This is a genomic window from Sulfurospirillum sp. (assembly GCF_036802865.1).
Taxonomy (GTDB): Bacteria; Campylobacterota; Campylobacteria; order Campylobacterales; family Sulfurospirillaceae; genus Sulfurospirillum.
In genome coordinates, this window is sequence record NZ_DAIRVK010000001.1 from 128,857 (window position 1) to 155,158 (window position 26,302).

Genomic DNA, 26,302 nt, shown 5'->3' on the forward strand with positions numbered 1-26,302 from the left:
AAAACCTATCAAGTTCTAAACTCAGAAAGTTTAAGGTTGAGCGTTTCAGTCATACGACTAAGGTGTTCTGCCGCACTTGCGATCTCCTCAACGCTTCTGGCATTTTGAGAAGAGATGTCATTGATTTGAGAAACATCATTCATCATAGACTCGATATCAGAACCTGTTTTGAGATAATTCTCAGCGGTTTTATCAGAAACTTTGGTTGCATTGCCCATAACATGGAACATATTGTTAATTTTTATTTCGACCTCACTCGCTGTTGTTGCGAGAGATTCTACTTTTTTAGAATTGGATGTCATTTGATCACTGCTGTCCGCAATCGCTTGAACGATGACGTTAATGGTGGCATTGATTTCTTGGAGACTTTTTTGAGTGCGTTCCGCAAGTTTTCGCACTTCATCAGCAACAACGGCAAAACCTCGTCCATGCTCACCCGCTCGTGCTGCTTCAATGGCAGCATTAAGTGCCAAAAGATTGGTTTGGTCAGCAATATCACCGATGACTACCAAGATATCTTTGACTTGATTGGCGTCAGAACTGAGTTGTTGTACACGGTGTGCAAGTTCAATTTCGGTTGATGCACTGCTTTGAATGTCTTTGGTAAGTTCAAGTATGGCGCTGTTGGCGTCTTTAAGAAAATCATTTGCTTTAAGGAGCTCTTCTTTACCTGATTTTGCCTCTCCCATACCTGTTGTCATTTCGTTTTTAAGTGTTGTTGCTTTAGCAGTAGTATTGCCCACAATTTGCATCGATGTTTCAACGGCGCGTCCAACTTCCAAAGAAGTGGAAGAGAGTTCATGTGAAATAGAGGAATTTTCATTGGAGAGATTTTTTGCCTCACTGATAAGAATACGAACTTTTTCAATAAAACGGTTGATACTATTACTTGCTTGAGCAATTTCATCCGTTCCAACTACTTCAAGTTTACGTGTTAAGTCACCATCTCCACTGGAGAGATTATCGGCTTTGTTGATAAGATCATTTAAGGGATTGGAAATGGTTTTTTTAATTATAATCATTGTTGCACCAATGCTCAGAATAACGAGTATAAACGAGATAATTAAGAAAGAACGAATTTGAGAAGCAACATTGTCTGAAATCTGCGTTTTAAGCTTCCCAACTTCCGCTTCTACATTGTCAACATAAATACCTGTTCCCAATGTCCATTTATAGGGTTCAAATGGGGCTGAATACGCAAATTTTAAGAAGGGTTGTCCGTCTTTAACTTTTGGGAAAAAGTATTTCACAAGTCCTCCTCCTTTTTGGGAAATCTCTATGAGTTCTTTGACAAAAAAGACTCCGTTAGCATCTTTGAGGGTACTCAAGTTTTTACCTTGGAGTGATTTATTGGTTGGAAGCATAACATTGGTTCCATCTGACTCATAGATAAAAAGGTAACCACTTTTGTCATCAAAAAAACGTAGCCCATCAAGCTGTGCCACAATAATTTCTTTGATTTTGTCGTCCGTTGTACCTTTGGCTTTTTCTGTTTTATAGATTGTATTCGCACTTTGTTGCATTATTTCTATGATGGTTTTAAGTTCATTTTCGTAAAAACCATAGGCACTTTTTTCATAGTCTCTCACAAACATTCCTGCATTGTTTTTGGTATTTGTGTATGAAATACCAATTAAACAACCGCCCAAAACAACGAGGGATAGAATGAGAGAGATTAAAATTCGCGTTGAAATTTTCATTTTTTCTCCTTTAAAGCTATAGGCATTGATTGTAACACAAAATATAATTTATATTTATTAAAATCATGAGGAATAAAAAAGACTAAAATGAGGAGTGATCAAAAAAGAAACATTGTTTTCGAGAAGTGGTTATGACGTCATTGTGTAAAGATTTGGCGTTTATACCAAATCTTTACATGCAAAGCCAGTTAAGTTCTAAATTCAGCGAGTTTAAGGTTGAGTGTTTCTGTCATACGACTGAGATGTTCAGCTGCACTTGCTATCTCTTCTACACTGCGCGCATTTTGACTTGAAATGTCATTGATCTGAGTAATATTTGTTATCATAGATTCAATGTCCGTACCTGTTTTAAGGTAATTTTCAGTTGTTTTATCAGATAGGTTCGTTGCATTGTTCATTACTTGGAACATATTATTGATTTTAGTTTCCACATCACTGGCGGTGGTTGCAAGGGATTCTACTTTCTTGGAATTGGATGTCATTTGATCACTACTATCAGCAATGGCTTGAACAATAACATTAATCGTCGCATTGATCTCTTGCAAGCTTTTTTGCGTGCGTTCAGCAAGTTTTCGTACTTCATCTGCAACAACGGCAAAGCCGCGCCCATGTTCACCTGCACGTGCCGCTTCAATGGCTGCATTAAGTGCCAAAAGATTGGTTTGATCGGCAATATCACCAATAACAACCAAGATGTCTTTAACTTGGCTCGCATCTGAGCTTAACTGTTGGATGCGGTGTGCAAGTTCGATTTCCGTAGTGGCACTTTTTTGAATATCTTTCGTAAGTTCCAGTATGGCACTGTTGGCATCTTTGAGAAAATCATTTGCTTTAATAAGTTCTGTTTTACCTTCTTTTGCCTCACCAATGCCATCTGCAAGTTCATTTTTGAGTAGTTGTGCTTTTGAAGTTGTATTACCAACAATTTGCATGGATGTTTCGACTGCTCGCCCAACTTCCAAAGAAGTAGAAGAGAGTTCATGTGAAATTGAAGAGTTTTCATGGGAAAGATTTTTGGCCTCACTGATTAAGATGCGTACTTTTTCAATGAAACGGTTAATGCTACTGCTTGCAATGGCTATTTCATCGTTACCAACGACTTCAAGTTTTCGTGTCAAGTCACCATCTCCGCTGGAGAGATTATCAGCTCTTTGAATCAAATCATTAAGGGGTTTTGAAATAGTTCGCGTAATAATAAAAAGTGTCATACCAAGGCTTAAAATCAGCAACAATACTGAAATAACGAGAAAGGATTGAATTTGTGAAGCAGTGTTTTCATTAATTTCTTTTTGTAGTTTAGCAACTACTTCTTCAACATTGTCGACATAAATGCCCGTTCCTATCATCCAGTTATACGGTTCAAATGGAAGTGCATATGAAAACTTTGGTAGCGGTTTTCCGTCTTTTACTTTTGGAAAGTTGTATTTTACCAGTCCACCACCTTTTTGGGCGGCTTCAATCAGCTCTTTAATAAGAAGTACGCCATTAGCATCTTTAAGCCCTAGAAGGTTAGTACCTTGCAAAGATTTATTTGTAGGATAAAGAACATTAACTCCATCGTATTGATAAGCAAATATATAGCCACTTTTATCGTCAAAAAAGCGTAATTCATCAAATTTACCTAAGATTTCTTCTTTGATTTTTTCATCCGCAGTCCCTTTAGCTTTTTCTGCTTTATAAATTGCATTGGCCATTTGTTTCATGATGATCATGATGTTTTTCAGTTCATCTTCGTGGGATGCATAGGCGTCTTTTTCATATTCAGCGATGAACATTTGAGCATTTTTCTTGGTGTTGCTATATGCCACGCCAATAATACAAGCTCCTAAAACGATCAACGATAGTATGAGTGAAATTAAAATCCTGGTTGAAATCTTCATATCAATGGCTCCTCATTTTTATTAGGTTTATGCGTTAGTGAAGGCATTGTAACACAAAAATAAATTTATAAATGTTAATGAAAAGCGCTACAATGGCGCTGAAAGAATTTAGGAGAAGAAATGAATCATTATATAGAATTGTTGCGTACAAATGTAACACTTCTAAGGTTGAGTATTATTCAATTGATATGTTATTTTGGTGCCTGGTTTAGTCATATGGCAATTTATACACTTTTGATTCAATTACACGCACCTGTATGGGCACTGAGCGCTGCTGCTGCTTTTACTTTTTTACCTTCGATGCTTTTAGCCCCTTTTAGTGGAGCAATTATTGATAAAGTCGATACCAAGAAGTTTATGCTGATTCTCACTGCTATAGAGATTGTAACGGTTTTTTGGCTTATGTTTATCACATCATTAGATGCTCTTTGGATGCTTTTAGGACTTATTTTTATTCGTATGGGTACGGGAAGTATTTATTTTCAAACTGAAATGTCTCTTTTGCCAAAACTTTTGAATGATAAAGATCTTAAAATTGCCAATGAAATACACTCGATTATTTGGTCTGTTTCATATGCACTAGGAATGGCAATAGCTGGGTTTTACATACACTATTTTGGTACGACGAGTGCTTTTATCGCTGATATGCTTTTGTATACCATTGGTTTTTATCTACTTATGGGGATAGATATTCCTTCTATTGCACATAAGCACGCTTTAGCTGTAAAAACAATGATTTGGAGTGGTTTTGTCTATATTCGGGAAAATCCAAAGATTATGCATCTTATTTTTCTTCATGCGAGTGTTGGTTTTACGGCCTACGATGCTTTAATTGCCTTGTTGGCAGATACTGAGTACAAACATCTTTTATCGATTGCTTTAGTGATGGGATTTATTAATGCTTCACGTGCCATTTCTCAAGTGCTAGGTCAATTGGTACTGAGCCGATACATCAATCCTCAGACACTTTTTTATCTCTTTATTGCGCAAGGTATAAGTATTATCGTATGGGGTGTGTTGCAGTATGACTTTTACCTTAGCTTTGTGGGTATTTTTTTGTGCGGTCTTTTTACAACAACATTGTGGTCATACACGTACACGCTTTTACAGTACGAAACAGATGCTGAATTTTACGGCAGAGTGATAGCGTATAACGATATGGTTTTTATGGGTGTTTGTACGTTAGTTTCATTTGTTATTGGATCATTGTTTGAGTGGGGCATGCCATTATGGATGATAACGTGTATGTTAGGCATGGCTTTTATACTTATTGGTTTTTATTGGAAGAGGGTACAAAAACTTCACAAATGATTCACGATTTTGCGTTAAGATTTCTTCATAAAAGTAAAGGAGTCCCAAATGAAAATCGTAAAAACACTATTAATCTCGATTGTGTTAGTCTTTAGTGGCATCACAAGCGCTCATGCAATGGGCGATAGAGAAAAGGGTGCTCTTCTTGGTGCAGGTGCAGTTGTATTGTTAGGTGGTTTGATTAATGCATCACAACAACCAACACGTTATGTCGAAAGCTCTACGTATTATGAACCAAGACCAACGGTGGTGTATAGAGAGCCAGTTTATGTTCAAGAGAGGGTCATCTATGTTGAGCCGTCTCCAAGATATTATTATCCACCACGTCATCATCACCGTGATTATGATGATGGATATTACCGTTCTTATAGATAATCATTAAAAGTTCAGAAGGTAGTGGTGGTACCCATCGCTACCTTTTTTGCAATACTGCTATACGCTTTCCATCTGTTTTAATGACCGTAAATCCACATTTTTCTGCTAATACTTCCAATGTTTTAGGTGTATAAAATACGATATGTGTAGGATCTCTTCGATACCACCATGTTAAAAAATGGGCTTGATCATTTTGATGAAAAAGCGTCATAATGGCAAGTAAGCCTTTAGGTCGTAGGTGTTGTGCTAAAAGGGTCAAGGTCGATATTGGGTCATCCAGATGTTCAAAGACCTCCGTTGACGTCATAAAATCATACTCTTTATTTTCAAAGCATTTAAGGGGTTGATAGAATTTATCATAACAATCCACATTGACATTTCTTCGACTTAAAAGTTCTGCTAATACGGGTGTTGGTCCCGAGCCAAAATCAAGTGAATTTTGATTAAAGGGAAGATCATTCCAGAAATAATCCAAAAAATCCTCAAACATCTGCACATAACCTTGATTTTCAAGTGAATTTTGATGATGACTATATTGACCCTGTTCTTTTTCTAAAGAGAGATAATGTGAAGGATTAAGCCCTATACAGAGGCATTTTGAACAGACAAAATAACTTTTTTTGAGTTGAGGGTCATCAAAGATATCTGTCTCATTATCACAAATTTTGCATTTCATTTTTGAATTCTCTTTCATTTAGCCTTGAAAACATTATTTAAGTAAATATTTTTTTACTAATTAAGTGTTTTTATAAAAAATACTTGATATTATAGCCGCAAAATATAATAGACTTCTTTGATAACCTATAAACATCGTAGTGTTTTAAAGTCTAAGGAAAGCAAAAAAGATGCGTAAACTCATGGGAGGGGTTCTTCTTGTGTTTGTTCTGCTGCTGTTGCCGTATTTCATTTCTAACGCAAAGTTTGAAGGAGATGTAATTCGTTTAGGCATGAGTGGACCTTTTAGTGGGGGACTTAATAGTGTAGGTAATCAGTTTCTCCGTGGAGCTGAAATTTATTTACGAAACCTTAACGATCATGGTGGCGTGAATGGTAGAAAAATAGAGATTATTGCAAAAGATGATCGTTATGAGCCAAAAATTGCCATTGAAAATATCCATGAGTTAATTGAAAAAGAGAATATTTTTGCACTTTTTGGTGTCATTGGAACCCCTGTTACCGAAGCTGTTTTCCCTATAGCGATTGATAAACGTATTCCTTTTGTGGGCGCTTATTCTGGTGCAGAGTTTTTACGCAATCCTCCTAACCCTATTGTACTCAATGCAAGAGCTGGCGATCTGGATGAGATTGAAAAGTTAGTACAGTACTATGCGGAAGATCTAAAATACAAACGTTTTGCTCTTTTTTATCAAAATGATAGCTATGGGCGTACTGGACTTAATGGTATAAAAAAGGCACTTGCTAAACGCAATCTTGTACTGGTAGGGGAAGGAAGTTATAAACGCAATACCCTTTCTGTCGGCAATGCGCTGTATGAGATAGAATTATGTAATCCGGAAGTCATTTTGATGATAGGCTCGACTAACTCCGTTGCGGAGTTCATAAAGAGGGCACGTAAAAGCGATAAAATACGCAAAGAGGTACAATTTGGACTCTTTTCCTTTATTGAGCCAAAACCTTTGATTGATCTTTTACAAAACAATGGAAAAGGTATTACATTTGCACAAGTGGTACCTTCTCCTTGGACATCAGAAGTTGAGGAAGTCGAAAATTATCGTATTTTGATGCGAACCTATTACCCTAAAGAAGAGCTAAGCCATGTATCATTAGAAGGATATTTTGCAGCACGTATGATCACAGAAGTGTTTAAAAGTGTTGGAAAAGATTTCACAAAAGAACAATTTATCAAAGCATTAGAGGCTTCTTCCAAAACACTTGATGAGTTTGCCGTTTCTAAAAATAGAGATGAGCGTTGTAAATGTTTACATCGTGTACATTTAAGTGAATATGTGGATGATGACTTTTACTCCGTAGGAAAAAACGATGAGCAATAGTCATCATCCTTTAAATGATTTTATGGGCAGCATTGATGAGATGACGATTGCGAAGAAGACAACGCTTCTTTTTCTCATTATGGTCGTCGGCATGCTCTTTATCGGTAGTTTTGCGCATATGAGCATTAACCGTATTAAAGACAATTTTGATATTTTGTATACCAAACGTATGCTTCCAACAATTCGTCTTGAAAATCTTAAAGACATCTATACAGTCAATATCTTAGATACGATTCGTGACATCGAAAAGGGATCCATTAGCGCTCAAGAAGGAAAAACGGTTATAGTTCTTGCTCAAGAATTAATAAAAATTGAATTACAAGAGTATAAAAATAGTTTGGGTATTGATGAGAGTGATTGGCTGATTAAACTAGCTCGCTCATGGGGTTTTATGCATGAAAGCCGCCAATCATTTTTTAAAACGAAAGAAGATGATATTTTGACGTCTAAGATTGAACAGAAAATTCATACGATTGATGGTATTTTGCTAAAAATGTTCAGTTATTTTGAAACCAAACAAGGTTTCAAAGCGATTGATACACTTCAAAATGAACTCTATCCTAGTGTTTACTCGATCAATATTGATCTTACAGGTCTTATTAATCTCAATCTCGATGGTGCCAAAGAGGGGTATGCAAGGACGGCAAAGGTATACGACAATACCTTTGAGTGGATTGTCGTAGCTACGATTGGTACGATTGCTTTTGCAGCACTTTTAGCGATTGTTTTATTGCAAAATATTCGACTTTTGCATGCTCGACTTGCCAAAATGGTTGATGCTAAAACACAAGAGTTGCAACAGCTTAACCGAAATCTTGAACTGAAAGTGCAGTATGAAGTTGAGCAGAGTCGTCAAAAAGATCAAATTATGTTTCGTCAATCAAGACTTGCTTCGATGGGTGAGATGATTGGCAATATTGCCCATCAATGGCGTCAACCACTCAATGCTATTGTTTTGATTATTCAAAGTTTTCAAATGAAGCGTATGGCTGGTCTTGAACTGAGTGATGACTTTATTGATAAACAGGTTAATGAAGGTATTCAGTTGGCTTCGTTGATGTCTCATACCATTGATGATTTTCGTAATTTCTTCAAGCCAAATCATAGCGAAGAGGACTTTAGTGTTAAAGAGACGGTGCTGCACAGTGTTCATTTGATACAAGAGTATTATGTAAAATCGGGCATTGAAATCTTTTTAAATTGCCCCAACGATATGCAGATTAGTGGTTATCCTAATGAATTTTCGCAAGTCGTGATGAACCTTTTTTCTAATGCCAAAGATGTACTTGAAGAGCGAGAAATAGAAGAAAAATTGATTGAAGTTGTTATTACGAAAGAGGCAAGCAATGCAGTAATAAGTGTAATAGACAATGGCGGTGGGATCAGCGATGAGGTACAAGATAGGATGTTTGAGCCTTATTTTACCACCAAACATAAATCCTCTGGCACAGGCATAGGTCTGTATATGTCGAAGCAAATTATTGAAAAACAGATGAACGGTACCATTATTGGTACAAATATCGCATACAGTTTCCAAAATGGCAAACGTTATGAAAAATGCGCGATTATGACAATTTTAGTACCACTTACAAAGAAGGAGTAAAAATAATATGGATTTTAATGGCTTAAAAGATTGTGTAGTATTATATGTAGAAGATGAACAATCAGTGCAAATGCAAACGCAATTGATTTTAAAAGATTTTGTCAAAGAAGTCTATCTTGCATCGAATGGTGAAGAGGGGCTTAAAATAGCACTTGAAAAAGACATTGATATTATCGTAACTGATATTATGATGCCTGTGATGAATGGCATTGAAATGCTTAAAAAGCTCAAAAAAGAGCATAATCGTGATATTCCTGCGATTATTACCACAGCGTATACAGAGACTGAGTATCTTATGGAAGCGATTAGCCTCAAAGTCGATGGTTTTATTATGAAACCGATTAATGTTAAAGATTTGATCAGCAATATTTACAGTGCAATGCTTCCCAAGTTGCACAACAAAGAGATTCAAGGGTGTTCATTTATTATCGAAGGTCTTGCCGCGCTTATTGGTGGTAAAAAGATTGAAATTTTAAAATATATTATTAACCATTTAGACGAAAATAAAATATTTAATGGTTCATACCAAGATATTATTGACAATATTGGTGTCAGTAAGCCAACCGTTGTACATATGTTTCAACAACTGATTAAAGTAGGCATTTTAGAAAAAGTGAAGAACAAAATGTATCGATTTAGAAATACAAAACTCGTGGGAGATCAATAAATGAAAAAAATAATTTTAGTATTACTCTTAGGTATCTGGAGCGCTCTTGTCGCAAGTGAGGTTGTTTTTGAAACAACACAAGGAACTATTGTTTTCGCTCTTAAGCCTGAAGTTGCACCAAAAGCGTGTGAAAATTTTGAAGGGTTGGTAAAAAAAGGGTATTACAATGGTATCTCTTTTCATCGAATTATTAAAGGTTTTATGATTCAAGGTGGTGATCCAACAGGAACAGGACGGGGTGGGCAGTCTATTTATGGACAACCTTTTGAAGATGAGTTTAAACCTAATGTTATGTTTAATAAACCAGGTATCTTAGCAATGGCAAATGCTGGGCGTAACACCAATGGAAGTCAGTTTTTTATTACAACCATACCAACCCCACATCTTAATGGTAGACATACTATTTTTGGGGAAGTTGTCGAGGGAATGGACGTTGTAAAAAAGCTTGAAAATGTTGTAACTGATGGCAGAGACATGCCGATGCAACCACAAAAAATTCTCAAAGCATATTTAAAATAATTTAAGGTAAAATAGCCACAATTTAGAAATAATAGAGGAGAGAAGCCATGAAAAAGATCGAAGCGATTATTAAACCTTTTAAACTTGAAGAGGTTAAAGATGCTCTTGCTAGTATTGAAGTCACAGGTATGACGGTGCATGAAGTAAAAGGCTACGGCAGACAACAAGGACATTCTGAACTCTATAGAGGTGCAGAGTATGTGGTTGACTTTTTGCCAAAAATTAAACTTGACATCGTTGTTGCTGATGAAAATGTAGACAAAGTAATTTCAACGATTGCTGAAGCTGCAAAGACTGGTAAAATAGGTGATGGAAAGATTTTTGTGAGCGATATTCAAAGAGTTATTCGTATTAGAACAGGTGAACAAAACGAAGATGCTATCTAAAATTAAAGCTTTGTGATTAAATTTTAATCACAAAGCTTTTCCTCTTTTTTGTACAATTATCCGTTACACTTTATTTCACTCAAAGGGCATATGTGATGGATTTCTCTCATATTCAATATATCATTGACACCTTCTTTCTCCTTTTTGCTTCAGTTTTAATTATTTTAATGGTTCCAGGTTTTGCGATGCTTGAAGCGGGTCTTGTTCGCAGTAAAAATGTCTCGGCAGTACTTACGGGCAATGTCATGCTCTATGCTATTACGTCATTTGTTTTTTTACTGTGGGGCTACAATCTGATGTTTGGAGGCACTGGCTTCTTTTTACAAGGCGTTGCAGTTGAAGGCTACAGTGCGTATGCTTATTTTTTCTTCCAAATGGCATTTGTGAGTAAAACCGTCTCTATTATGAGTGGCGGTGTGAGTGAGCGTATTCGTATTGTTCCTTTTATGATTTTTGCAGTTTTAATGAGTGGATTTATCTACCCAATGGTTGGCAATGCTATCTGGGGTGGAGGATTTTTAAAAGAAGTACATGATCTTGCAGGCTGTACTGTTATTCACTCTGTGGGAGGTTGGGCACTACTTGCTGGTATTTTAGTTTTAGGGGCAAGACGAGGTAAATATAGCAAAGAAGGGCATATTCGAGCAATTCCTGCTTCTAATATTCCTTTAGTGACGCTTGGTGGGATGCTGTTATGGATTGGTTGGTTTGGTTTTAATGGTGGTAGTGCTTTTCATATTTCTACTGTCGAAAATGCTGATTTAGTAGGCTTAATTATTGTCAACACCAATACTGCAGGGCTTGCTGGGGCAATTATTGCAGCGTTTATCGTCTATTTTCAGTATAAAAAACTGGACATCACAATGATCTTGAATGGTGCGTTAGGTGGATTGGTTGCCATTACGGCGAGTGCTGATGTTGTAGGTCTTTGGGAACCAATTGTCATTGGTGCCATTGGTGGCGCTTTAGTTGTCTTTGCTGTTCCATTGTTTGATAAATTTAAAATTGATGATCCCGTGGGTGCTTTGTCTGTTCATTTGGTTAATGGTATTTGGGGAACGATTGCTGTAGCACTTTTCGCTGATTTTTCATTGATGACTCAGCTTAAAGGTATTGTACTGACAGGTCTTTTCACATTCCCTGTTGCGTATATTGCTTTTATTATTATTAAGAAGCTTCTTGGTCTTAGAAGTGATGAAGAGCATGAGTATGTTGGACTTGATCTTGAAGAGTGTGGTTTGGAAGCTTATCCTGAATTTGTAAAATCAAAAGTATAAAAACTAAGAGTCTTGCAAGAGGGACATTCTTTCCCTCTTGCGCTTTCTCCTCAAAACATTTAAGAGCTTTGCTATAATGGGTAAAACTTTTTGGGAGAGCTTCGTATGACATATACTACACGCAGTGAATCCTCTTTTTTTGTACGTTTTTTTAATGAAATAGCGCTTTATTCTGGGCAATATGCACTCTTTTTTATTTTTATGAAATTTACGTCTCCTCAAAGTTTTTGGTTAAGTTCAGGCAATGTTGTTTTATTGTGCACGTTGATTATTCAAACAACGGCTCTTGTTTATTATGGGCATAAAATAGTTCTACGACTTTTTCTTTCTTTTCTAACTCCTCTTACCTATACTGTGTTTGAAATGATGCAAGAAGGTGTTGTATCACTGCTTAATACAGGGCATCTGTTCTTTTGGATTTCCACAATGCTTTTAGGGATTTTTCAATATATTGGGTATGTTACCAAAAGACAAAATGTGCGTTTTGCGGTTGAATTTTTAGTTTCAAATATCAATATTCTCATTTTTATTTTTATCTATTTCTTTTTTGATCTTAAACTCAAGCTTCAAGAAAACCTTGATGCTGACAAAATTAGTGAAGCCTATGCGCAGGAAGAGCTTTTTATTTGGCGTTTACATGATGGCTTTATTGAGTTTTTAGATGACCCTGCACATATTTATATTATTATGGGTGGTATTTTTCTCTCTTTAACCATTGCTTATAGTCGAATTAAAATCTTACAACTCAGTGAAAAGATAGATACACTTTTAGTGCGCTATATTGGTTCCGAGACACGTAATAAACTTGTTCAAAAGAATTTAGAGCCTTTTTCTTCAAAAATCAAAACCGTTTTAGTGTATGCAGATATTCGTAATTTTACAACGCTCAGTGAAAAGGCCGATGCTTCAGATGTTGTGTCAATGCTCAACTATTATTATGGCATTTGGTTTGAATGTATTAAGAAATATCAAGGCACGATCAATAAATTTATAGGAGATGCGCTGCTCGCTTTCTTTGATCGTGATCACGATTTGACACGTAATGCAAATAATGCCGTTAAATCAGCACTTGAAATGCTCTCATCTCTTGATCTCATTAATAAAGAACTGCAAAATAGAATGTTACCACCTCTTGATGGAATTGGAATCGGGATTCATTATGGAGAGGTAATATTGGGTGATATTGGAGGCGAACGTAAGGATTATACCCTTATTGGAGACGCGGTGAATACAACTGCACGCCTTGAAGAGCTGTGTAAGATGTATGGATGCCCATTGATTATTAGCGAAGCGTGTTATGGGCTTTTAGAGCCCATACTGCAACAACGCTTTGCATATCTCTCTTCCATTGCACCAAAGGGCAAAGAAGAAAAAGTAACTTTCTACGGATTAACTTAGCCCATCGGGTATAAAATCTCTTTTTGTACTTTCTCGCATTCGCTTAAAATCTCAGGCGTTAGTTTGATTTCGAAGGCTTTAAAACTCTCTTCCAGTTGTGTTGCATAACGTGCACCAATAATAGTAGAAGCGACAAAATCGAAATGCATACTCCAAGCAACAGCAAGCGTAACAGGACTCATGCTATATTTTTTTGCAATTTCGAGGTACTTAGCGGTAGCAGTGAGCGATTTTTCATTGACAAAACGCTTGTACATTGCTTTTTGTCTTGGCTCACCTGCTTGTAAATACTCTCCAAAGCGGCTTTTGGGGTCGATAAAGGCTTGATTGTATTTACCACTCAAGACACCGCCACCAATGGGTGAATAAGGGAGTAGGGAAACTTTTTCTTTGCGACATACCGTAGCGAGTTCGTCCAAAAAGCGAGGATTGAGCAGTGAAAAGTTATTTTGAATAGACTCAAAACGGGAGAGTTTTTCATAGTGAGAAATCGTATTGGATTTGGTTAGACCATAGGCTGTATCATTCGATGTACCAATGTAACGAACTTTTCCGGATGTAACAAGTTCATCAAGGGCGCGCATAGACTCCTCTTTTGGCACAATTTCATCGGGCCAGTGTACTTGATAAAGGTCGATATAGTCTGTTTTAAGACGTCTTAAACTTCCTTCCACCGCTTTTTGAATATGAAAGCGATCAATCGCCGTGTAGCCATGGCGAATAGGTGGCACAAACCAGCCATTCGCTGCACCTGCAATTTTAGTCGCGAGTATAATGCTCTCTCGTGGTTTTGTGGCAAGCCATTCACTGATGATCTCTTCAGTGACACCGGCGTAACTTTCTTTGGGAGGAACAGGATAAAGCTCGGCCGTATCAAAAAAATTAATACCTCTATCGTAAGCAGTATCCAGTATTTTAAATGATTCTGCTTTGGTACTCCAACTGCCAAAGCTCATTGTACCCATACAAATAGGGGTAACTCTTAATCCACTTTTACCGATGTAACGATATTCCATCTCTCTTACCTTCTTTGTTTTTGGAAGTATAACATTTTGGTGATGCTTTGATATAATTAAAATAAAAAGGTTTTAGATGACCCACACTCTGATTTCTCCTTTAGATATGCATTTACATTTACGTGACGAGGCAATGCTTAAAGTAGTTGCACCTTTGAGTGCATATAGTTTTGCGGGTGGTATCATCATGCCCAATGTCGTTCCTCCTCTTACGACCATAGAAGCAGTTATTGCCTATAAAGAGCGTATTATAAGTGCTCTTGGAAATAATGTTTTTGATCCGTTGATGACACTCTTTTTCCGCAGTGATTATACGCGAGAGTTTCTAGAAAAAGCAGCTTTGCATGTCAAAGCTCTTAAACTTTATCCATCAGGCATTACAACCAATTCAGAGGGCGGTGTTGCGAGTATGGATATTGAAACATTACGTCCTGTTTTGGAAACAATGAGTGATTTAGGGCTTGTTTTATGCGTGCATGGTGAAACCAATGGTTTTGTTATGGATCGCGAAAAAGAGTTTGGCTCTATCTATGAAAATTTGGCTTCAGCTTTTCCTCGCCTCAAAATTGTTATGGAACATATCACTACTAAAGAGAGTGTAGCTCTTTTAGAGAAGCATGAAAACCTTTATGCAACCGTTACATTACACCATTTACTTATAACATTAGACGATGTTGCAGGCGGCATGCTTCAACCTCATCTTTTTTGCAAACCAATTGCCAAGCGTTATGAAGATAAAGAAGCACTTTTACAAGTAAGCCTCAAAGCTCATCCTAAAGTAATGTTTGGAAGTGATTCTGCTCCACATCCTATTCATAAAAAAGAGTGTTGTGGGTGTGCTGCGGGTGTTTTTACTGCTCCTATTGCTTTACAAGCTTTGGTTGAGTTATTTGAAAAGCATAACGCATTAGCTTCGTTACAAGCATTTGTGAGTAACAATGCACAAACAATTTATAACTACAAAGCCCCTTATAAAGAGGTTATTTTAGAAAAAGAGCCCATGATGGTAACACACTGTTATGGTGATGTTGTCCCTATGTTTGCAAACGAAACATTGGCTTGGAGTATTAAACATGTCGTATAAAGTTCTTATCTTAGAAGACAATACTCTGTTACTTCAAACGCTAGAAGATTTTTTAAGTGGACATGGCTATGAATGTACTTTAGTCAAAAGTGGGAAGGATGCATTAAAGCAGTGTTATGAACATAAATTTGATCTCTACCTTTTAGATGTGAAAGTTCCTGATCTCAGTGGATTTGACTTTTTAAAAGAGCTTCGCGCTGCGGGAGATCATACCCCTGCTATTTTTGTGACATCGTTGAGCGATCAAGAGAGTCTTGCCAAAGGCTTCATGTTAGGTGGGGATGACTACATTAAAAAACCGTTTGATTTGGATGAAATGCTGTTGCGTATTAAAGCGATTTTAGCACGTTCTAAAGGTATTGTCGATGATTGGCTTGTCATCGATACGTCATATAAACTAAACCTTGCACGTAAACGATTGTTCTACAACCAACAAGAGCTTGACATCAATCTTAAAGATTTTGAATTACTTTATTTATTGGTAAAAGAGCGGGGACATGTGGTTACAAAAGAGATGATACACGAACGACTTTGGAGCAGTAGCGAAGAGATTAACGAAGGTTCTATTAGGGTTTATATCAACAATCTCAAAAAGATTTTTGGTAAAGAAGTCATTGTAAATATTCGAGGAATTGGATATCGCTTTGAGAAGTAGTGATAAAATCTTTTTTATTCGCTCTATTATTGCTTTTAGCCTAGCTGTTTGTTTGCTTGTAGTCTTTGGCATTTGGATGTGGGAGTGGGTAGAAGAGAAAATATGGGTTTTTGCCTCCTTGATAGCGCTTTCTTCTATTGTTGGGTATGTGATTGTCTCTTATACCCTTGCTTCATTGTTTAAAACCAATCACTTTTTAGATATTTTGCTCAAAGACACATTGCATGAACTTAATATTCCTCTCTCCGTCATTAATGCAAATCTTCAAATGCTTCAAGCAGATGAGAACGATGAGAAAAAATTTAAACGCTTAGGACGTATAGAGTTAGCCAGTAAAGATCTTTATGCACTTTACAAAGAGGTTGACTATTACATTAAAAAAGAGATTCAAGAAGATGTTCGTGAAAAATTTTACCTTGATGAGCTAATAGCCGGTGTTATTGAAAAACAAAAAGAGATGGCTGAGGGGATACCAATAACCTATGACGTTTTACATGAAGAGCTTTTTACTGATAAGCATGGTTTTGCAAAAGTCGTTTCTAATTTAGTGCATAATGCCCTTAAATACAACCAAAATCATAATGAAATTCGCATTTTTCAAGAAGCAGAGAATCTTGTCATCAAAGATCAAGGGGTTGGCATGAGCGAAGCGGAGCTTTTCCTTGTATTCAATCGTTACTATCAAGCGGATGCGACCAAGGAAGGGTATGGTATAGGGCTAAGCTTGGTAAAAGCCCATTGTGATGAATTTAAAATTTCTATGCGTATCAATTCTCAAAAAAATGTAGGTACCGAAGTTATCTTAGATATTTCACACCTCCTAAACAAAAAATGATATAATCAATGCAAAATCACCACTTGGACATAATGATGGAAAAAGAAGTTATTTCTCAAAGTGAGAAAGAAAATTTTTTAGTCACTTCTGCACTTTTTTTAAAAGAGTTTGAAACTGTATTTATAGACTATTTTACATATTTATGTGCAAACTATGATAAATCAATGAGCCAAGAAGAGTCAAGAGAGATTGCTTTTACAATTTACCATGGACTTTTTAAGCCTGATCTGAAGATCGTGGAGCTTAAAGAGGATATTTTTATACGTATACACCAAAATAGTGCAATGTTGGGTTTTCTCATTACTCGCAGTATGTTTTATCTTATTGATAACTATCTCTCTTTTGTACGTAACCATCATATTCCTTCTAACATTGAGTTTTTAATCAACTGCGTAAGTCAATTTATTACACTTATGGAAAATGAGACACCTAAAATATACAACGACGTTACAGTCGCTTTTGATGTCAGGTTTAGTGATGATGTTATGTTTTCTCCAATCAACAATATTCTCGAAGTGTTTCACCAGATGAAAGAAGCAAATCAATCCATTGTCTTTCTCAATCTCTACAAAGGTGTGCCTATCAGTTCTGAAGCAAGTATTGCAAAAATTGAGGGTGAAAACGTGACATTTTACATTGATAAATTACAAGAAATTGCTATGAAACTAGACGGTAAAGCCTTTATTGTGAAAAACAATTACTTCAATAAACACCTTAAAGCAGATATTGTTGATTGTAATTTCCAAACCAATACCGTTGTTCTTACCAATTTCATTTATTTGCTCAATATGCCAGCACTTCAAAGAGAGTTTATTCGGGTTCATCCCGATATTGTGGCAAAGGTATTTTTGCATCAATCTGGCAATATTCAGACAAGTGGAAGATTATTTGATATATCTTTGCATGGTTTAGGTGTGGTGAGTAGTGAAAATAATGGAATTTTTGTCGGAGCAAGAATTCTAGTAGAATTTGAGCTTAACAGTGCTTCAATAGCCACGCAAGGTGATCGAAAAATTGAGGTACAGGCTGAAGTTATGAATGTGATTGAGTATAAAGATTCTTATCGCTATTGTATGCGTATGTTCCCTGATCAAGAGATGAGTGGAAAAATATTTCAGTATATTGTGAAGCGAGAAGATGAAATTTTAGAAGAGCTGAATAACGAATTGAGTGAATATGTACTGTAATGGTATGTAAGCTTTGGCTTACATACCACCTTGTTTTTTCATTTTCATTTCGATTTTATGTCCGAGTAATGAGAGTAAAAAAGTAATGCAAAAATAGACAGCTGCAATAATAAGCCATGTTTCAAAAGGTGAAAAGGTATTGGCAACGATCTCACGACCTACTTTAGTTAGATCGGTAATAGAAATAACAGATACCAACGAAGAGTCTTTCACCAGTGCAATCATCTCTCCCACAAGCGTTGGAAGCGCACGTTTAAGTGCTTGAGGCATAATGATATAGATCATTGTTTGGGAGTAATTCATACCCAGTGACTTTGCTGCTTCGTACTGCCCTTTGTCAATGGATTGAATTGCCCCACGTAAGACTTCTGCAATATAAGCTCCAAAGAAAAGTCCTAATGAAATAGCACCTGCGAGAAATCGTTCAAGCTCAAATATCGTAGCAATAATAAAATAGAAAATAAAAATTTGAACCAGTAAAGGCGTTCCTCTAATAATTGCAATATAAACGGTTGCGATATCTTTTAAGAACTGATAATTAGAAATTCGCATAAACGCGAGCAATGAGCCGATAGAAAAGGCTAAGATCGCTGCAAGTCCAGAAACTTCAAGTGTAACGATTAAGCCCTCTAGTAAGGGACCAATTTGCATCGATGCTTTTTTAGCAACGGTATCATTTTCATAGACACTATCACCATTGTTAACTACAAGAGAATAACTTTTATCAATTTCGATTTCTTTACTATCTTCTTGTCCTTGGATAACAAGTGCAGATCCTCGTACTTGAATAGTACCATCAATCGGAGCAGTTATAGACTCAATTTTTTCATACGCGAAGTATTTTGGTACACTGGTCCACTTCCAAATGTAGTTCATATTGGATGCAGCCATGAAGAGTAAATACCCTAGTGCAACATAAAAAGCAACGGCCACTAAGTGACCGAATGCTTTATTGTGTAAAAGATGTTGTTTTCCTTTTGCCACTGCTTACATTACCTTTTTTTGCCAAGAAGCATCAGTGAACCATCTGTCATAGATTTTTTTGTACGTACCATCATTTTTAGATTGGTTCAAGAAGTTGTTAAGCCAGTTAAGAAAATCTGGGTCACCTTTACGAACGGCAAAACCAAGAGGCTCATAAGTCAATTCATCACTTAAGTGAGTAAGCTTATCTGCGCCTTTTTCAGCAAAGAAGATTGCATTAAATGGTTTATCATAAACCATTGCATCTGCATTACCATTAAGAACTTCTTGTGCAGCATCAGCTTCTGTTTCAAAGGTTCTGATTTTAGCTTTTTTAAACATTTTACGTGTTGCGATTTCACCAGTTACACCAATTTTAGTAACGATAGTGTACTCTGGTTTATCTAAGTCACTCCATTTTTTACCTGCATGTTTTTTGTTAGCAAGAAGAGTTTGTCCAACACTGATGTAAGGATTGGCAAAATTAATTTTGAGGTTTCTCTCTTGGGTAATGGTCATACCAGAGATAATAATGTCGTATTTACCGGTAATAAGTCCTGCAATAATGCCATCCCAAGCAGTTGGAACCAGTTGAAGTTTAACACCCATAGCTTTTGCCATTTCGTTAGCAATATCAACATCAAAGCCGATGATGTTACCTTGTTTATCTTTCATTTCAAAAGGCATATAACCTGGCTCTAGTCCAACGGTTAGAACACCTTTTTGAACGATACTGTTGAGGGTTGATTTTTGCCATAGGTTGATATCATCAGCCATAGCGTTAATGCCAAGCATTAAAAGTAATGCTACTAAAAGTTTCTTCATTGCTACTCTCCTTAAGGGTTTAGTTTTTAGTGTGTTAATATCTCTTGTAAAAATTTCTGAGCACGTTCTGTTTTTGGGTTAGCAAAGAAAGCTTCGGGTGTGGCTTCTTCAATAATGACGCCCTCATCCATAAAAACAATACGATCACAAACTTCTTTGGCAAAGCCCATTTCATGGGTTACGCAAACAATGGTAAAATTCTCATGTGCCAGTTCACGCATAACATCCAAAACACCGCCAATCATCTCAGGATCAAGGGCAGACGTTGGTTCATCAAATAAAATAATTTTTGGTTTCATAGCGAGTGTTCTTGCTATGGCAACACGTTGTTTTTGACCGCCACTAAGCTCATTAGGGTAGCCTTCAGCTTTATGCACGAGTCCTACACGCTCTAATAGTTTTAAGGCTGCTTCATTGGCATCATGTTTACTAATGCCTTTAACTTTGCGTTGAGCGATTGTGATATTTTCCAAAATAGTCAAATGGGGGAAAAGATTGAAGTGTTGAAAAACCATTCCTGTCTCAGCGCGGAGTTGGTTAATATTGGTTTTTTTAGTGTATAGATCAAACCCATCAATAACAATTTCGCCAGTGTCGATCTCTTCGAGTTTGTTGATACAGCGAATAAGCGTTGATTTGCCACTACCACTAGGTCCACAAATAACAACAATTTCGCCTTCCGTAACGGAAAAATTTATATTTTTAAGAACATGAAAATCGCCATAATATTTATTAACATTTTCCATGTGAACGATAGCTTGACTCATTCAAACCTTTCTTTGCTTTATATCGCGTAAACCATAATTGTAGCAGTAGAATATAAAAGTAAGATAAAGGGGTTGGTACAAATATCACAGGTAAAAAGCTCTCCTTATTTGGACATTTTTTTAGCTAGGTGCTCTGTATTTTACTATTTCATTGTGATACAATGCCCTTTCTATCAAAGTAATGAGGTATGGAGTGATGCGTAATAAACTAAGAGAATTAGGTGCAGATTTTTTACTGCTAATGGTTGCTGTTGCATGGGGAAGTACATTTTTTATGGTACAAGCTGCTGTAAATGAAACCCCCGTTTATACCTTCTTATTCTGGCGATTTTTTCTCGCAGGTGTTTTGATGGTATTAATTTCCTTAAAACAGCTTCGTTATCTTAATCTTGCGGTTTTAAAAGCAGGTGCTCTTTTGGGGCTTTTTATGTTTCTAGGGTATGCGTTTCAAACATTCGCTCTTACGTATACGTATTCTTCCACCGTAGGCTTCATTACAGGACTTAGTGTTATCGTCGTTCCCTTTGTGACCTATCTTATTTTCAAACAAAAAGCTTCGATGTTTTCAACACTCGGCGCTATTGTTGCTTCTGTAGGACTCTATTTTTTAACGCTCAATACTGAATTAGGCTTCTCTTTAGGTGAGTTTTATGCTTTTATCTGTGCGATGATGTTTGCATTACACATTGTATTTACAGGATACCTCTCTCGTAAACACAATGTTTATCTTTTGGTAAGTATTCAATTTTTAATGGTCGGTATTTGTTCTTTGATGGGTGGATTTGTAATGGAAGGCTCCATAATCCCTCCTCGAACGGACATGCTTTTTATAAATGCCATTGCCATTACGGTTATTTTTGCCACTATTTTTGCTTTTTGGGTCCAAACAGCAATGCAGCGCTTTACGACTGCTGCTAAAACCGCGATCATCTTTACGATGGAGCCAGTCAGTGCAGGTATTTTTGGTTACTTTTTTGCGAATGAACTCTTAACATTTTCACAAATATGTGGAGCAGTGATGATCTTAGGTGGTATGCTTATCGCAGAACTAGGTTCATACTTTATGGAGCAATACCGCAGAAGAAAAAATGCTGTTTAGTGTTTAACGTAATGATTCAAAAAATCTACTATGCTAGCTGAAGAAAAAAGGTTGTCGTGACCACTAAATAATGGAAGAATACTTACCGTTGCAACTTAGTCGTGACTTAATAATTTTTTAGATACCATTCAGCATCAATGAACGAGGAAAACGATGAGTGAGCAGATCAAAACACTATTTGAAGAACATGGCATCAAGTTTACAACGGCACGCTCCTCTATTTTAGGGGTGCTCAAAAAGGCACATCATCCCATGAATTATGAACAGATCAAAGAGCAGATGAATATAGGGATGGATAAAGCAACCTTTTACCGCAACATTGCTAAGTTCGAAGAATCAGGAATGGTGCATAAATTTGAAGCTGATGATCGTAAGTGGTATTTTGAACTTTCGAGTACGACACATGCTCATTTTATCTGTGAGCAGTGCCATCAAATTACGTGTATGGATGTTGATTTGGGCAAAGTGGAAGGTGAAGTCAAAAGCATTGTTCTTAAAGGAACATGCAAGGAGTGTCATTCATGAAAACACTTTTACAAATAAGCTTTTTGCTAGCCTTTCTTTTGAGCGGATGTGCGGTCAAAAAAGATGTCACCAGTTCTGAAACGTATGTGATTACGATTAAAAACAAGCAGATAGCACTCTCTGATACAGGGTTTATCAACCAAGGGAATGACTATACCAATGTGCAAATTTTTTCCGCGGGTAGTGTTTTATTTAATCTCGAAATTATGGGAAGCAACATTTGTTTGGATGGAAGATGTTTGGATAAACTCAGCTTCAATCAGCAGTTTCTACAAGACGAACATTATGCGGAGTTGATGCAAGAAATTATTGCGAAACAGCCTATTTATGGTGGGAAAAATCTTCAAAAAAATAGTAATGGCTTTGAACAAGAGTTAGAGCTTTCAAATAGCCATCTTATCTATAAAGTTGAAGGTGCGAATCTTACATTTAGAGATACGAAAAATAGTATCTTAATGCGACTAAAACCATTACAATAAAGGAAAATTAATGAAATTTGTTGGAGCACATGTTAGTGCGAGTGGTGGCGTTTTTAATGCTCCGATTAATGCCACAAAAATTGGTGCAAAAGCCTTTGCTCTTTTTACGAAAAATCAACGTCAATGGGAAGGCAAGTCACTTACACAAGAAGAGATTGAGCGTTTTAAAGCTGAATTGGAAAAAGCAGAAATTTTACCCAAACATGTCTTACCTCATGATAGCTATCTCATCAACCTTGGTCATCCTGAGCTTGAAGCACGTGAAAAATCGTTGAATGCCTTTTTAGATGAAGTTAAGCGTTGTGAAGCATTAGGATTAGATAAGCTCAATTTTCATCCCGGAAGCCATCTTAAACAGATTAGCGAGGAAGCCTGTTTGGAGTTTATTAGTGCTTCTATGAATGAAGTATTGCGTCAAACAAGCAGTGTTACTCTTGTGGTAGAAAATACAGCAGGGCAAGGAAGCAATCTTGGTTACAAAATGGAACATTTAGGATACCTGATGGAGCACTCCATTGATAAAGAGCGTGTCGGTGTTTGCATAGACACCTGCCACTTGTTTACCTCAGGTTACGATATTAGAAGTGAAGAAGCCTATAGGCAAACGATGGAAAAATTTGCTACAATCGTCGGATTTAAGTATCTCAAAGGTATGCATCTTAATGATTCTAAGCCTGATTTGGGCAAACGCGTCGATAGACATGACTCTATTGGCAAGGGAAAAATTGGAATAGAATCATTCAAATTTATTATGAATGATGAACGTATGAATGACATCCCTTTAGTGCTTGAAACAATCGATGATTCTATATGGGCAGAAGAAATTGCACTGCTTTATAGTCTTGTCAAATAAATCCATGTAAGGAATATGAATGAAACAAATTGTAAAAGTAGCCACGTTACTCAGTCTGAGTGCGGCAACACTTTTAGCTTCAGGATACCGTATCCCTGAGCAATCTTTAAACTCCGTAGCACTGAGTGCCGCTTATGTTGCAGGGGCCAATGGCGCAGATGCCAGTTATTACAATCCTGCAAATATGTCTTTTATGGAAAATGGCGCTTTTACTGAAGTGGCAATGACATATATTAATTTGCCTAAAGTGAATTATACTGCTAATGGGACTCCTCCTACTGGAAATGCTAATGGAGATTCTAAAGAAGAACAATTTCTAATGCCAAACTTGCATTATGTTTCCCCTAAAATGGGTGATTGGCGTTATGGTCTCTCCATCACAGCACCTGCTGGCCTTTCAAAACGTTGGGATGAGTCTTATCCTAAGAGAACTTCAGAAGAATTTACATTAAAGGTTATCGAAGTTAATCCAACAGTGAGTTATTTAGTCTCTGATCAATTGTCTATCGGCTTTGGCTTAAGAGGTGTGTATACTGATGGAGTAGTCAAAAGTAATTATCCTGCTGTAACAACCTCTAGAGATTTAACTGGTGATTCTATTGACTTTGGATATAACTTGGCACTCAGCTATAAGCCTATTAAAGATTGGACGTTAGCTGCAACCTATCGCTCTAAAGTTGATTTAACCGTTGAAGGTGAAGCAACGCTTACTGGCTTTGGTGGTTCTTCTTATCCTGGAAGGGGAGCTAGTGTAACTATTCCACTGCCTGCTTCATTGGTATTAGCTACTGCATATACTATGGATAAAACAACAGTTGAATTTGTGTATGAGCGTACATATTGGTCTTCGTATAAGAATTTAGATTTTAATTACGATTATACGTTAACAGGATCATTAGCAACATTTGATAATCCCGTTCCTAAAAATTGGAAAGATGTTAATGCCTACCGTATTGGTATAAGTCATCAGTGGAGTGATACTTTAAAATTAATGGCAGGTTTTGCGATTGATAAATCACCAGTGCCTTCTAGCACACTTGGTTTTGAACTTCCAGATTCCGATGCAAAACTTTACTCGGTAGGGTTTGAGTATAAACTCTCACAAAATCTTAAAATAGGTCTGGCTTATTTGTATGATGTAAAAGAAGATAGAACGGTAAGTAATGGAACAGCAAACGGTACATTCACAGATTCTGCAGCCCATCTTTTGACGGCATCATTTAAATACAAGTTCTAAAAATGTTAAGTTATCCGTATCAGAATTTTTACGAGGTCATGGAAGCAAATGCTAAAAATGCCCCTAAAAAGACAGCTATTTTTATCGACGATCGTAAAGTTACGTATTTAAAGCTCAAGCAAAACATCGATACCTTTGCACGTTTTTTAGAATTTAGCGGTATTAGAAGCGGAGATCGAGTTGCCATGATTGTTGGCAACTCGGAAGAGTTTGTTGTCTCTTTATTTGCCATTACGAAAATTGGGGCGATTGCAGTTCCTCTTAATACTTTTTTGAAAAAAGAAGAATTTGAGTATATTTTAAATGATTGTGATGCGCGTATGCTGATTTCATCGGCTTCGTTTGCCAATGAGACCAAAAATTTACTCGATACTACTAAGATTGAGAAAATTGTTTGGACAGACAAGTACCAACATCTTGATGAGCGTAACTACAGTTTTACGGAAATTGATGCCAATCTTGAAATACAGGAACGTCTAGCCAAGCGTCCATTGTTAGACGATCTTGCGTGTATTGTTTATACTTCTGGTACAACAGGTAAGCCAAAAGGTGCGATGCTTAGTTACCGTAACTTTTTTTCCAATGCAATTGCAGGGTCTATTTCATTTCAAATCACTGAAAAAGATCGTTTTATTGTCTTTTTACCAATGTTTCACTCTTTTACACTTTCCATTATGGTACTTCTTCCGATGTTTACGTGTTCGAGTATTGTTATTGTCCGTTCAGTTTTTCCTTTTGCGAATGTTCTTAAACAGACACTGCTGAAACAAGTCACTATCTTTTTAGGCGTACCAACGCTTTACAATGCCCTATTAAAGGCAAAAATTCCATGGTATTTTATGTGGTTTAATAAAGTGCGTATTTTTATCTCTGGTAGTGCGCCACTTAGTGAACAAGCATTGCATGATTTTAATGCCAAATTTACAAAAGCGACACTTTTAGAAGGTTATGGTTTGAGCGAATGCTCACCTGCTGTTTCAGTCAATCGTCTTGATCGTCAAAAAGCACTTTCGGTTGGCTTACCACTTCCTAGTTATGAAGTAAAAATTGTTAATGAAGAGATGATGGAAGTCAAAGTGGGTGAAGTGGGCGAAATTATGGTTAAAGGAGATTGCGTTATGCAAGGCTATCTTAACCAATCAGATTCAACCGATGAGACGATTATTAATGGTTGGCTTTTAACGGGTGATTTGGGTAAAAAAGATGAAGATGGATTTATTTACATTGTTGATCGTAAAAAAGATTTGATTATTTCTAAAGGAATCAATATCTATCCAAGGGAAATTGAAGAGGTCATTTATAAATATGATGGAGTGGATTCTGTGGCTGTTATTGGGCTTAGAGATGAAACAAAAGATGAAGATGTACTGGCATTTATACAACCCAAAGAAGGTATAGAGCTTCAAGAAATGGAATTACGTCATTATCTTAAAAAACATTTAGCAAATTTCAAATTACCAAAGCATATTTATTTTGTGGAAGAGCTTCCAAAAAATGCGACGGGCAAAGTTTTAAAGCGTGTATTAAAGGAAAAAGTGCAAGCAGGTGGATTTTTACGTAAAAGATAGAGATTAACTTTTTAACCAAAGGGTTCTTTTATCATCAACTTGTCATTATAAGATACACTATATTTTTTTCACTTGGATTAA

At 36.6% G+C, this 26,302-nt stretch carries 26 protein-coding genes; 19 read left to right on the plus strand and 7 right to left on the minus strand.

The window, feature by feature from the left end; translation table 11 throughout:
- Window positions 1-8: 8 nt before the first annotated feature.
- Together V7Q04_RS00685 and V7Q04_RS00690 are read right to left on the minus strand one after the other, a co-directional pair.
- A complete protein-coding gene (locus V7Q04_RS00685; RefSeq protein WP_333803000.1) occupies window positions 9-1,700 on the minus strand; it encodes a methyl-accepting chemotaxis protein in 1,692 nt (563 codons plus the stop codon).
- Between the two features lie 188 nt (window positions 1,701-1,888).
- Window positions 1,889-3,580 carry a methyl-accepting chemotaxis protein gene (locus V7Q04_RS00690; protein ID WP_333803001.1) on the minus strand — a complete coding sequence of 564 codons (1,692 nt, stop codon included), beginning with the start codon at window positions 3,578-3,580 and terminating at the stop codon, window positions 1,889-1,891.
- A gap of 120 nt (window positions 3,581-3,700) precedes the next feature.
- Here V7Q04_RS00690 and V7Q04_RS00695 point away from each other — a divergent pair, with 120 nt between their 5' ends.
- Window positions 3,701-4,891: an MFS transporter gene (locus tag V7Q04_RS00695; protein WP_333803002.1), complete on the plus strand. Its 1,191-nt coding sequence runs from the start codon at window positions 3,701-3,703 to the stop codon at window positions 4,889-4,891.
- Window positions 4,892-4,939: 48 nt separating this feature from the next.
- Window positions 4,940-5,266 (plus strand): hypothetical protein, encoded by a 327-nt coding sequence (locus tag V7Q04_RS00700; protein WP_333803003.1) that lies wholly within the window; start codon window positions 4,940-4,942, stop codon window positions 5,264-5,266.
- Between the two features lie 37 nt (window positions 5,267-5,303).
- On the opposite strand, the gene V7Q04_RS00705 is transcribed toward V7Q04_RS00700, so the two are convergent.
- Window positions 5,304-5,942 (minus strand): class I SAM-dependent methyltransferase, encoded by a 639-nt coding sequence (locus V7Q04_RS00705; RefSeq protein ID WP_333803004.1) that lies wholly within the window; start codon window positions 5,940-5,942, stop codon window positions 5,304-5,306.
- Between the two features lie 169 nt (window positions 5,943-6,111).
- On the opposite strand from V7Q04_RS00705, the gene V7Q04_RS00710 reads away from it, so the two are divergent.
- The 7 genes from V7Q04_RS00710 (at window position 6,112) to V7Q04_RS00740 (ending at window position 13,128) form a co-directional block, all read left to right on the plus strand.
- A complete protein-coding gene (locus tag V7Q04_RS00710; protein WP_333803005.1) occupies window positions 6,112-7,278 on the plus strand; it encodes an ABC transporter substrate-binding protein in 1,167 nt (388 codons plus the stop codon).
- Window positions 7,268-8,881 (plus strand): ATP-binding protein, encoded by a 1,614-nt coding sequence (locus V7Q04_RS00715; RefSeq protein ID WP_333803006.1) that lies wholly within the window; start codon window positions 7,268-7,270, stop codon window positions 8,879-8,881. The genes V7Q04_RS00710 and V7Q04_RS00715 overlap by 11 nt, the downstream gene beginning before the upstream one ends.
- Before the next feature lie 7 nt (window positions 8,882-8,888).
- The gene (locus tag V7Q04_RS00720) at window positions 8,889-9,548 is read left to right on the plus strand and encodes a response regulator transcription factor (RefSeq protein ID WP_333803007.1); all 660 of its coding nucleotides are present in this window, start codon (window positions 8,889-8,891) and stop codon (window positions 9,546-9,548) included.
- Window positions 9,549-10,067: a peptidylprolyl isomerase gene (locus tag V7Q04_RS00725; RefSeq protein WP_333803008.1), complete on the plus strand. Its 519-nt coding sequence runs from the start codon at window positions 9,549-9,551 to the stop codon at window positions 10,065-10,067.
- A 47-nt stretch (window positions 10,068-10,114) separates the two neighbouring features.
- A complete protein-coding gene (locus tag V7Q04_RS00730; protein WP_333803009.1) occupies window positions 10,115-10,453 on the plus strand; it encodes a P-II family nitrogen regulator in 339 nt (112 codons plus the stop codon).
- A gap of 95 nt (window positions 10,454-10,548) precedes the next feature.
- Window positions 10,549-11,730: an ammonium transporter gene (locus tag V7Q04_RS00735; RefSeq protein WP_333803010.1), complete on the plus strand. Its 1,182-nt coding sequence runs from the start codon at window positions 10,549-10,551 to the stop codon at window positions 11,728-11,730.
- 105 nt (window positions 11,731-11,835) lie between these two features.
- On the plus strand, window positions 11,836-13,128 hold the full coding sequence (locus tag V7Q04_RS00740) for an adenylate/guanylate cyclase domain-containing protein (protein ID WP_333803011.1): 1,293 nt from the start codon (window positions 11,836-11,838) through the stop codon (window positions 13,126-13,128).
- On the opposite strand, the gene V7Q04_RS00745 is transcribed toward V7Q04_RS00740, so the two are convergent.
- The gene (locus V7Q04_RS00745) at window positions 13,125-14,144 is read right to left on the minus strand and encodes an aldo/keto reductase (protein WP_333803012.1); all 1,020 of its coding nucleotides are present in this window, start codon (window positions 14,142-14,144) and stop codon (window positions 13,125-13,127) included. The two genes, V7Q04_RS00740 and V7Q04_RS00745, sit on opposite strands and share 4 nt — an antisense overlap.
- Window positions 14,145-14,220: 76 nt before the next feature.
- Between V7Q04_RS00745 and pyrC the strand changes: the two genes are divergently transcribed.
- The 4 genes from pyrC to V7Q04_RS00765 are packed head-to-tail and all read left to right on the plus strand — an operon-like array spanning window position 14,221 to window position 17,905.
- Window positions 14,221-15,228 carry a dihydroorotase gene (gene pyrC, locus V7Q04_RS00750; protein WP_333803013.1) on the plus strand — a complete coding sequence of 336 codons (1,008 nt, stop codon included), beginning with the start codon at window positions 14,221-14,223 and terminating at the stop codon, window positions 15,226-15,228.
- Entirely contained in the window at window positions 15,218-15,883 is a 666-nt protein-coding gene (locus V7Q04_RS00755) for a response regulator transcription factor (RefSeq protein WP_333803014.1), read from the plus strand. Before pyrC ends, V7Q04_RS00755 begins: the two co-directional genes overlap by 11 nt.
- On the plus strand, window positions 15,861-16,718 hold the full coding sequence (locus V7Q04_RS00760) for a sensor histidine kinase (protein ID WP_333803015.1): 858 nt from the start codon (window positions 15,861-15,863) through the stop codon (window positions 16,716-16,718). The genes V7Q04_RS00755 and V7Q04_RS00760 overlap by 23 nt, the downstream gene beginning before the upstream one ends.
- A gap of 8 nt (window positions 16,719-16,726) precedes the next feature.
- Window positions 16,727-17,905, plus strand: coding sequence for a PilZ domain-containing protein (locus V7Q04_RS00765; RefSeq protein ID WP_333803016.1), 1,179 nt, complete (start codon window positions 16,727-16,729; stop codon window positions 17,903-17,905).
- An 18-nt stretch (window positions 17,906-17,923) separates the two neighbouring features.
- Here V7Q04_RS00765 and V7Q04_RS00770 read toward each other — a convergent pair whose 3' ends face one another.
- Genes V7Q04_RS00770 through V7Q04_RS00780 form a run of 3 tightly spaced genes read right to left on the minus strand, consistent with a single transcriptional unit; the run spans window position 17,924 to window position 20,460 of the window.
- On the minus strand, window positions 17,924-18,889 hold the full coding sequence (locus tag V7Q04_RS00770; protein WP_333803017.1) for an amino acid ABC transporter permease: 966 nt from the start codon (window positions 18,887-18,889) through the stop codon (window positions 17,924-17,926).
- Window positions 18,890-18,892: 3 nt separating this feature from the next.
- The gene (locus V7Q04_RS00775) at window positions 18,893-19,693 is read right to left on the minus strand and encodes a transporter substrate-binding domain-containing protein (RefSeq protein WP_333803018.1); all 801 of its coding nucleotides are present in this window, start codon (window positions 19,691-19,693) and stop codon (window positions 18,893-18,895) included.
- A gap of 26 nt (window positions 19,694-19,719) precedes the next feature.
- Complete coding sequence (locus V7Q04_RS00780) at window positions 19,720-20,460, minus strand: amino acid ABC transporter ATP-binding protein (RefSeq protein ID WP_333803019.1); 741 nt, start codon at window positions 20,458-20,460, stop codon at window positions 19,720-19,722.
- A 196-nt stretch (window positions 20,461-20,656) separates the two neighbouring features.
- Here V7Q04_RS00780 and V7Q04_RS00785 point away from each other — a divergent pair, with 196 nt between their 5' ends.
- The 6 genes from V7Q04_RS00785 to V7Q04_RS00810 all read left to right on the plus strand — a co-directional run bounded on the left by V7Q04_RS00785 (window position 20,657) and on the right by V7Q04_RS00810 (window position 26,221).
- On the plus strand, window positions 20,657-21,559 hold the full coding sequence (locus tag V7Q04_RS00785; RefSeq protein ID WP_333803020.1) for a DMT family transporter: 903 nt from the start codon (window positions 20,657-20,659) through the stop codon (window positions 21,557-21,559).
- 153 nt (window positions 21,560-21,712) lie between these two features.
- Window positions 21,713-22,084 carry a Fur family transcriptional regulator gene (locus V7Q04_RS00790; protein WP_333803021.1) on the plus strand — a complete coding sequence of 124 codons (372 nt, stop codon included), beginning with the start codon at window positions 21,713-21,715 and terminating at the stop codon, window positions 22,082-22,084.
- Complete coding sequence (locus tag V7Q04_RS00795; protein WP_333803022.1) at window positions 22,081-22,563, plus strand: hypothetical protein; 483 nt, start codon at window positions 22,081-22,083, stop codon at window positions 22,561-22,563. Before V7Q04_RS00790 ends, V7Q04_RS00795 begins: the two co-directional genes overlap by 4 nt.
- Before the next feature lie 10 nt (window positions 22,564-22,573).
- Window positions 22,574-23,416 (plus strand): deoxyribonuclease IV, encoded by an 843-nt coding sequence (gene nfo / locus V7Q04_RS00800; RefSeq protein WP_333803023.1) that lies wholly within the window; start codon window positions 22,574-22,576, stop codon window positions 23,414-23,416.
- A gap of 19 nt (window positions 23,417-23,435) precedes the next feature.
- Window positions 23,436-24,653: an OmpP1/FadL family transporter gene (locus tag V7Q04_RS00805; protein ID WP_333803024.1), complete on the plus strand. Its 1,218-nt coding sequence runs from the start codon at window positions 23,436-23,438 to the stop codon at window positions 24,651-24,653.
- A 2-nt stretch (window positions 24,654-24,655) separates the two neighbouring features.
- Window positions 24,656-26,221, plus strand: coding sequence for a fatty acid--CoA ligase (locus tag V7Q04_RS00810; protein WP_333803025.1), 1,566 nt, complete (start codon window positions 24,656-24,658; stop codon window positions 26,219-26,221).
- The last annotated feature ends 81 nt before the right edge of the window (window positions 26,222-26,302 follow it).

Coding starts and splice junctions, on each gene's coding strand:
- V7Q04_RS00685 (WP_333803000.1), bottom strand. CDS start 1,700: ATGAAAATTTCAACGCGAATTTTAATCTCTCTCATTCTATCCCTCGTT.
- V7Q04_RS00690 (WP_333803001.1), bottom strand. CDS start 3,580: ATGAAGATTTCAACCAGGATTTTAATTTCACTCATACTATCGTTGATC.
- V7Q04_RS00695 (WP_333803002.1), top strand. CDS start 3,701: ATGAATCATTATATAGAATTGTTGCGTACAAATGTAACACTTCTAAGG.
- V7Q04_RS00700 (WP_333803003.1), top strand. CDS start 4,940: ATGAAAATCGTAAAAACACTATTAATCTCGATTGTGTTAGTCTTTAGT.
- V7Q04_RS00705 (WP_333803004.1), bottom strand. CDS start 5,942: ATGAAATGCAAAATTTGTGATAATGAGACAGATATCTTTGATGACCCT.
- V7Q04_RS00710 (WP_333803005.1), top strand. CDS start 6,112: ATGCGTAAACTCATGGGAGGGGTTCTTCTTGTGTTTGTTCTGCTGCTG.
- V7Q04_RS00715 (WP_333803006.1), top strand. CDS start 7,268: ATGAGCAATAGTCATCATCCTTTAAATGATTTTATGGGCAGCATTGAT.
- V7Q04_RS00720 (WP_333803007.1), top strand. CDS start 8,889: ATGGATTTTAATGGCTTAAAAGATTGTGTAGTATTATATGTAGAAGAT.
- V7Q04_RS00725 (WP_333803008.1), top strand. CDS start 9,549: ATGAAAAAAATAATTTTAGTATTACTCTTAGGTATCTGGAGCGCTCTT.
- V7Q04_RS00730 (WP_333803009.1), top strand. CDS start 10,115: ATGAAAAAGATCGAAGCGATTATTAAACCTTTTAAACTTGAAGAGGTT.
- V7Q04_RS00735 (WP_333803010.1), top strand. CDS start 10,549: ATGGATTTCTCTCATATTCAATATATCATTGACACCTTCTTTCTCCTT.
- V7Q04_RS00740 (WP_333803011.1), top strand. CDS start 11,836: ATGACATATACTACACGCAGTGAATCCTCTTTTTTTGTACGTTTTTTT.
- V7Q04_RS00745 (WP_333803012.1), bottom strand. CDS start 14,144: ATGGAATATCGTTACATCGGTAAAAGTGGATTAAGAGTTACCCCTATT.
- pyrC (WP_333803013.1), top strand. CDS start 14,221: ATGACCCACACTCTGATTTCTCCTTTAGATATGCATTTACATTTACGT.
- V7Q04_RS00755 (WP_333803014.1), top strand. CDS start 15,218: ATGTCGTATAAAGTTCTTATCTTAGAAGACAATACTCTGTTACTTCAA.
- V7Q04_RS00765 (WP_333803016.1), top strand. CDS start 16,727: ATGCAAAATCACCACTTGGACATAATGATGGAAAAAGAAGTTATTTCT.
- V7Q04_RS00775 (WP_333803018.1), bottom strand. CDS start 19,693: ATGAAGAAACTTTTAGTAGCATTACTTTTAATGCTTGGCATTAACGCT.
- V7Q04_RS00780 (WP_333803019.1), bottom strand. CDS start 20,460: ATGAGTCAAGCTATCGTTCACATGGAAAATGTTAATAAATATTATGGC.
- V7Q04_RS00785 (WP_333803020.1), top strand. CDS start 20,657: ATGCGTAATAAACTAAGAGAATTAGGTGCAGATTTTTTACTGCTAATG.
- V7Q04_RS00790 (WP_333803021.1), top strand. CDS start 21,713: ATGAGTGAGCAGATCAAAACACTATTTGAAGAACATGGCATCAAGTTT.
- V7Q04_RS00795 (WP_333803022.1), top strand. CDS start 22,081: ATGAAAACACTTTTACAAATAAGCTTTTTGCTAGCCTTTCTTTTGAGC.
- nfo (WP_333803023.1), top strand. CDS start 22,574: ATGAAATTTGTTGGAGCACATGTTAGTGCGAGTGGTGGCGTTTTTAAT.
- V7Q04_RS00805 (WP_333803024.1), top strand. CDS start 23,436: ATGAAACAAATTGTAAAAGTAGCCACGTTACTCAGTCTGAGTGCGGCA.
- V7Q04_RS00810 (WP_333803025.1), top strand. CDS start 24,656: ATGTTAAGTTATCCGTATCAGAATTTTTACGAGGTCATGGAAGCAAAT.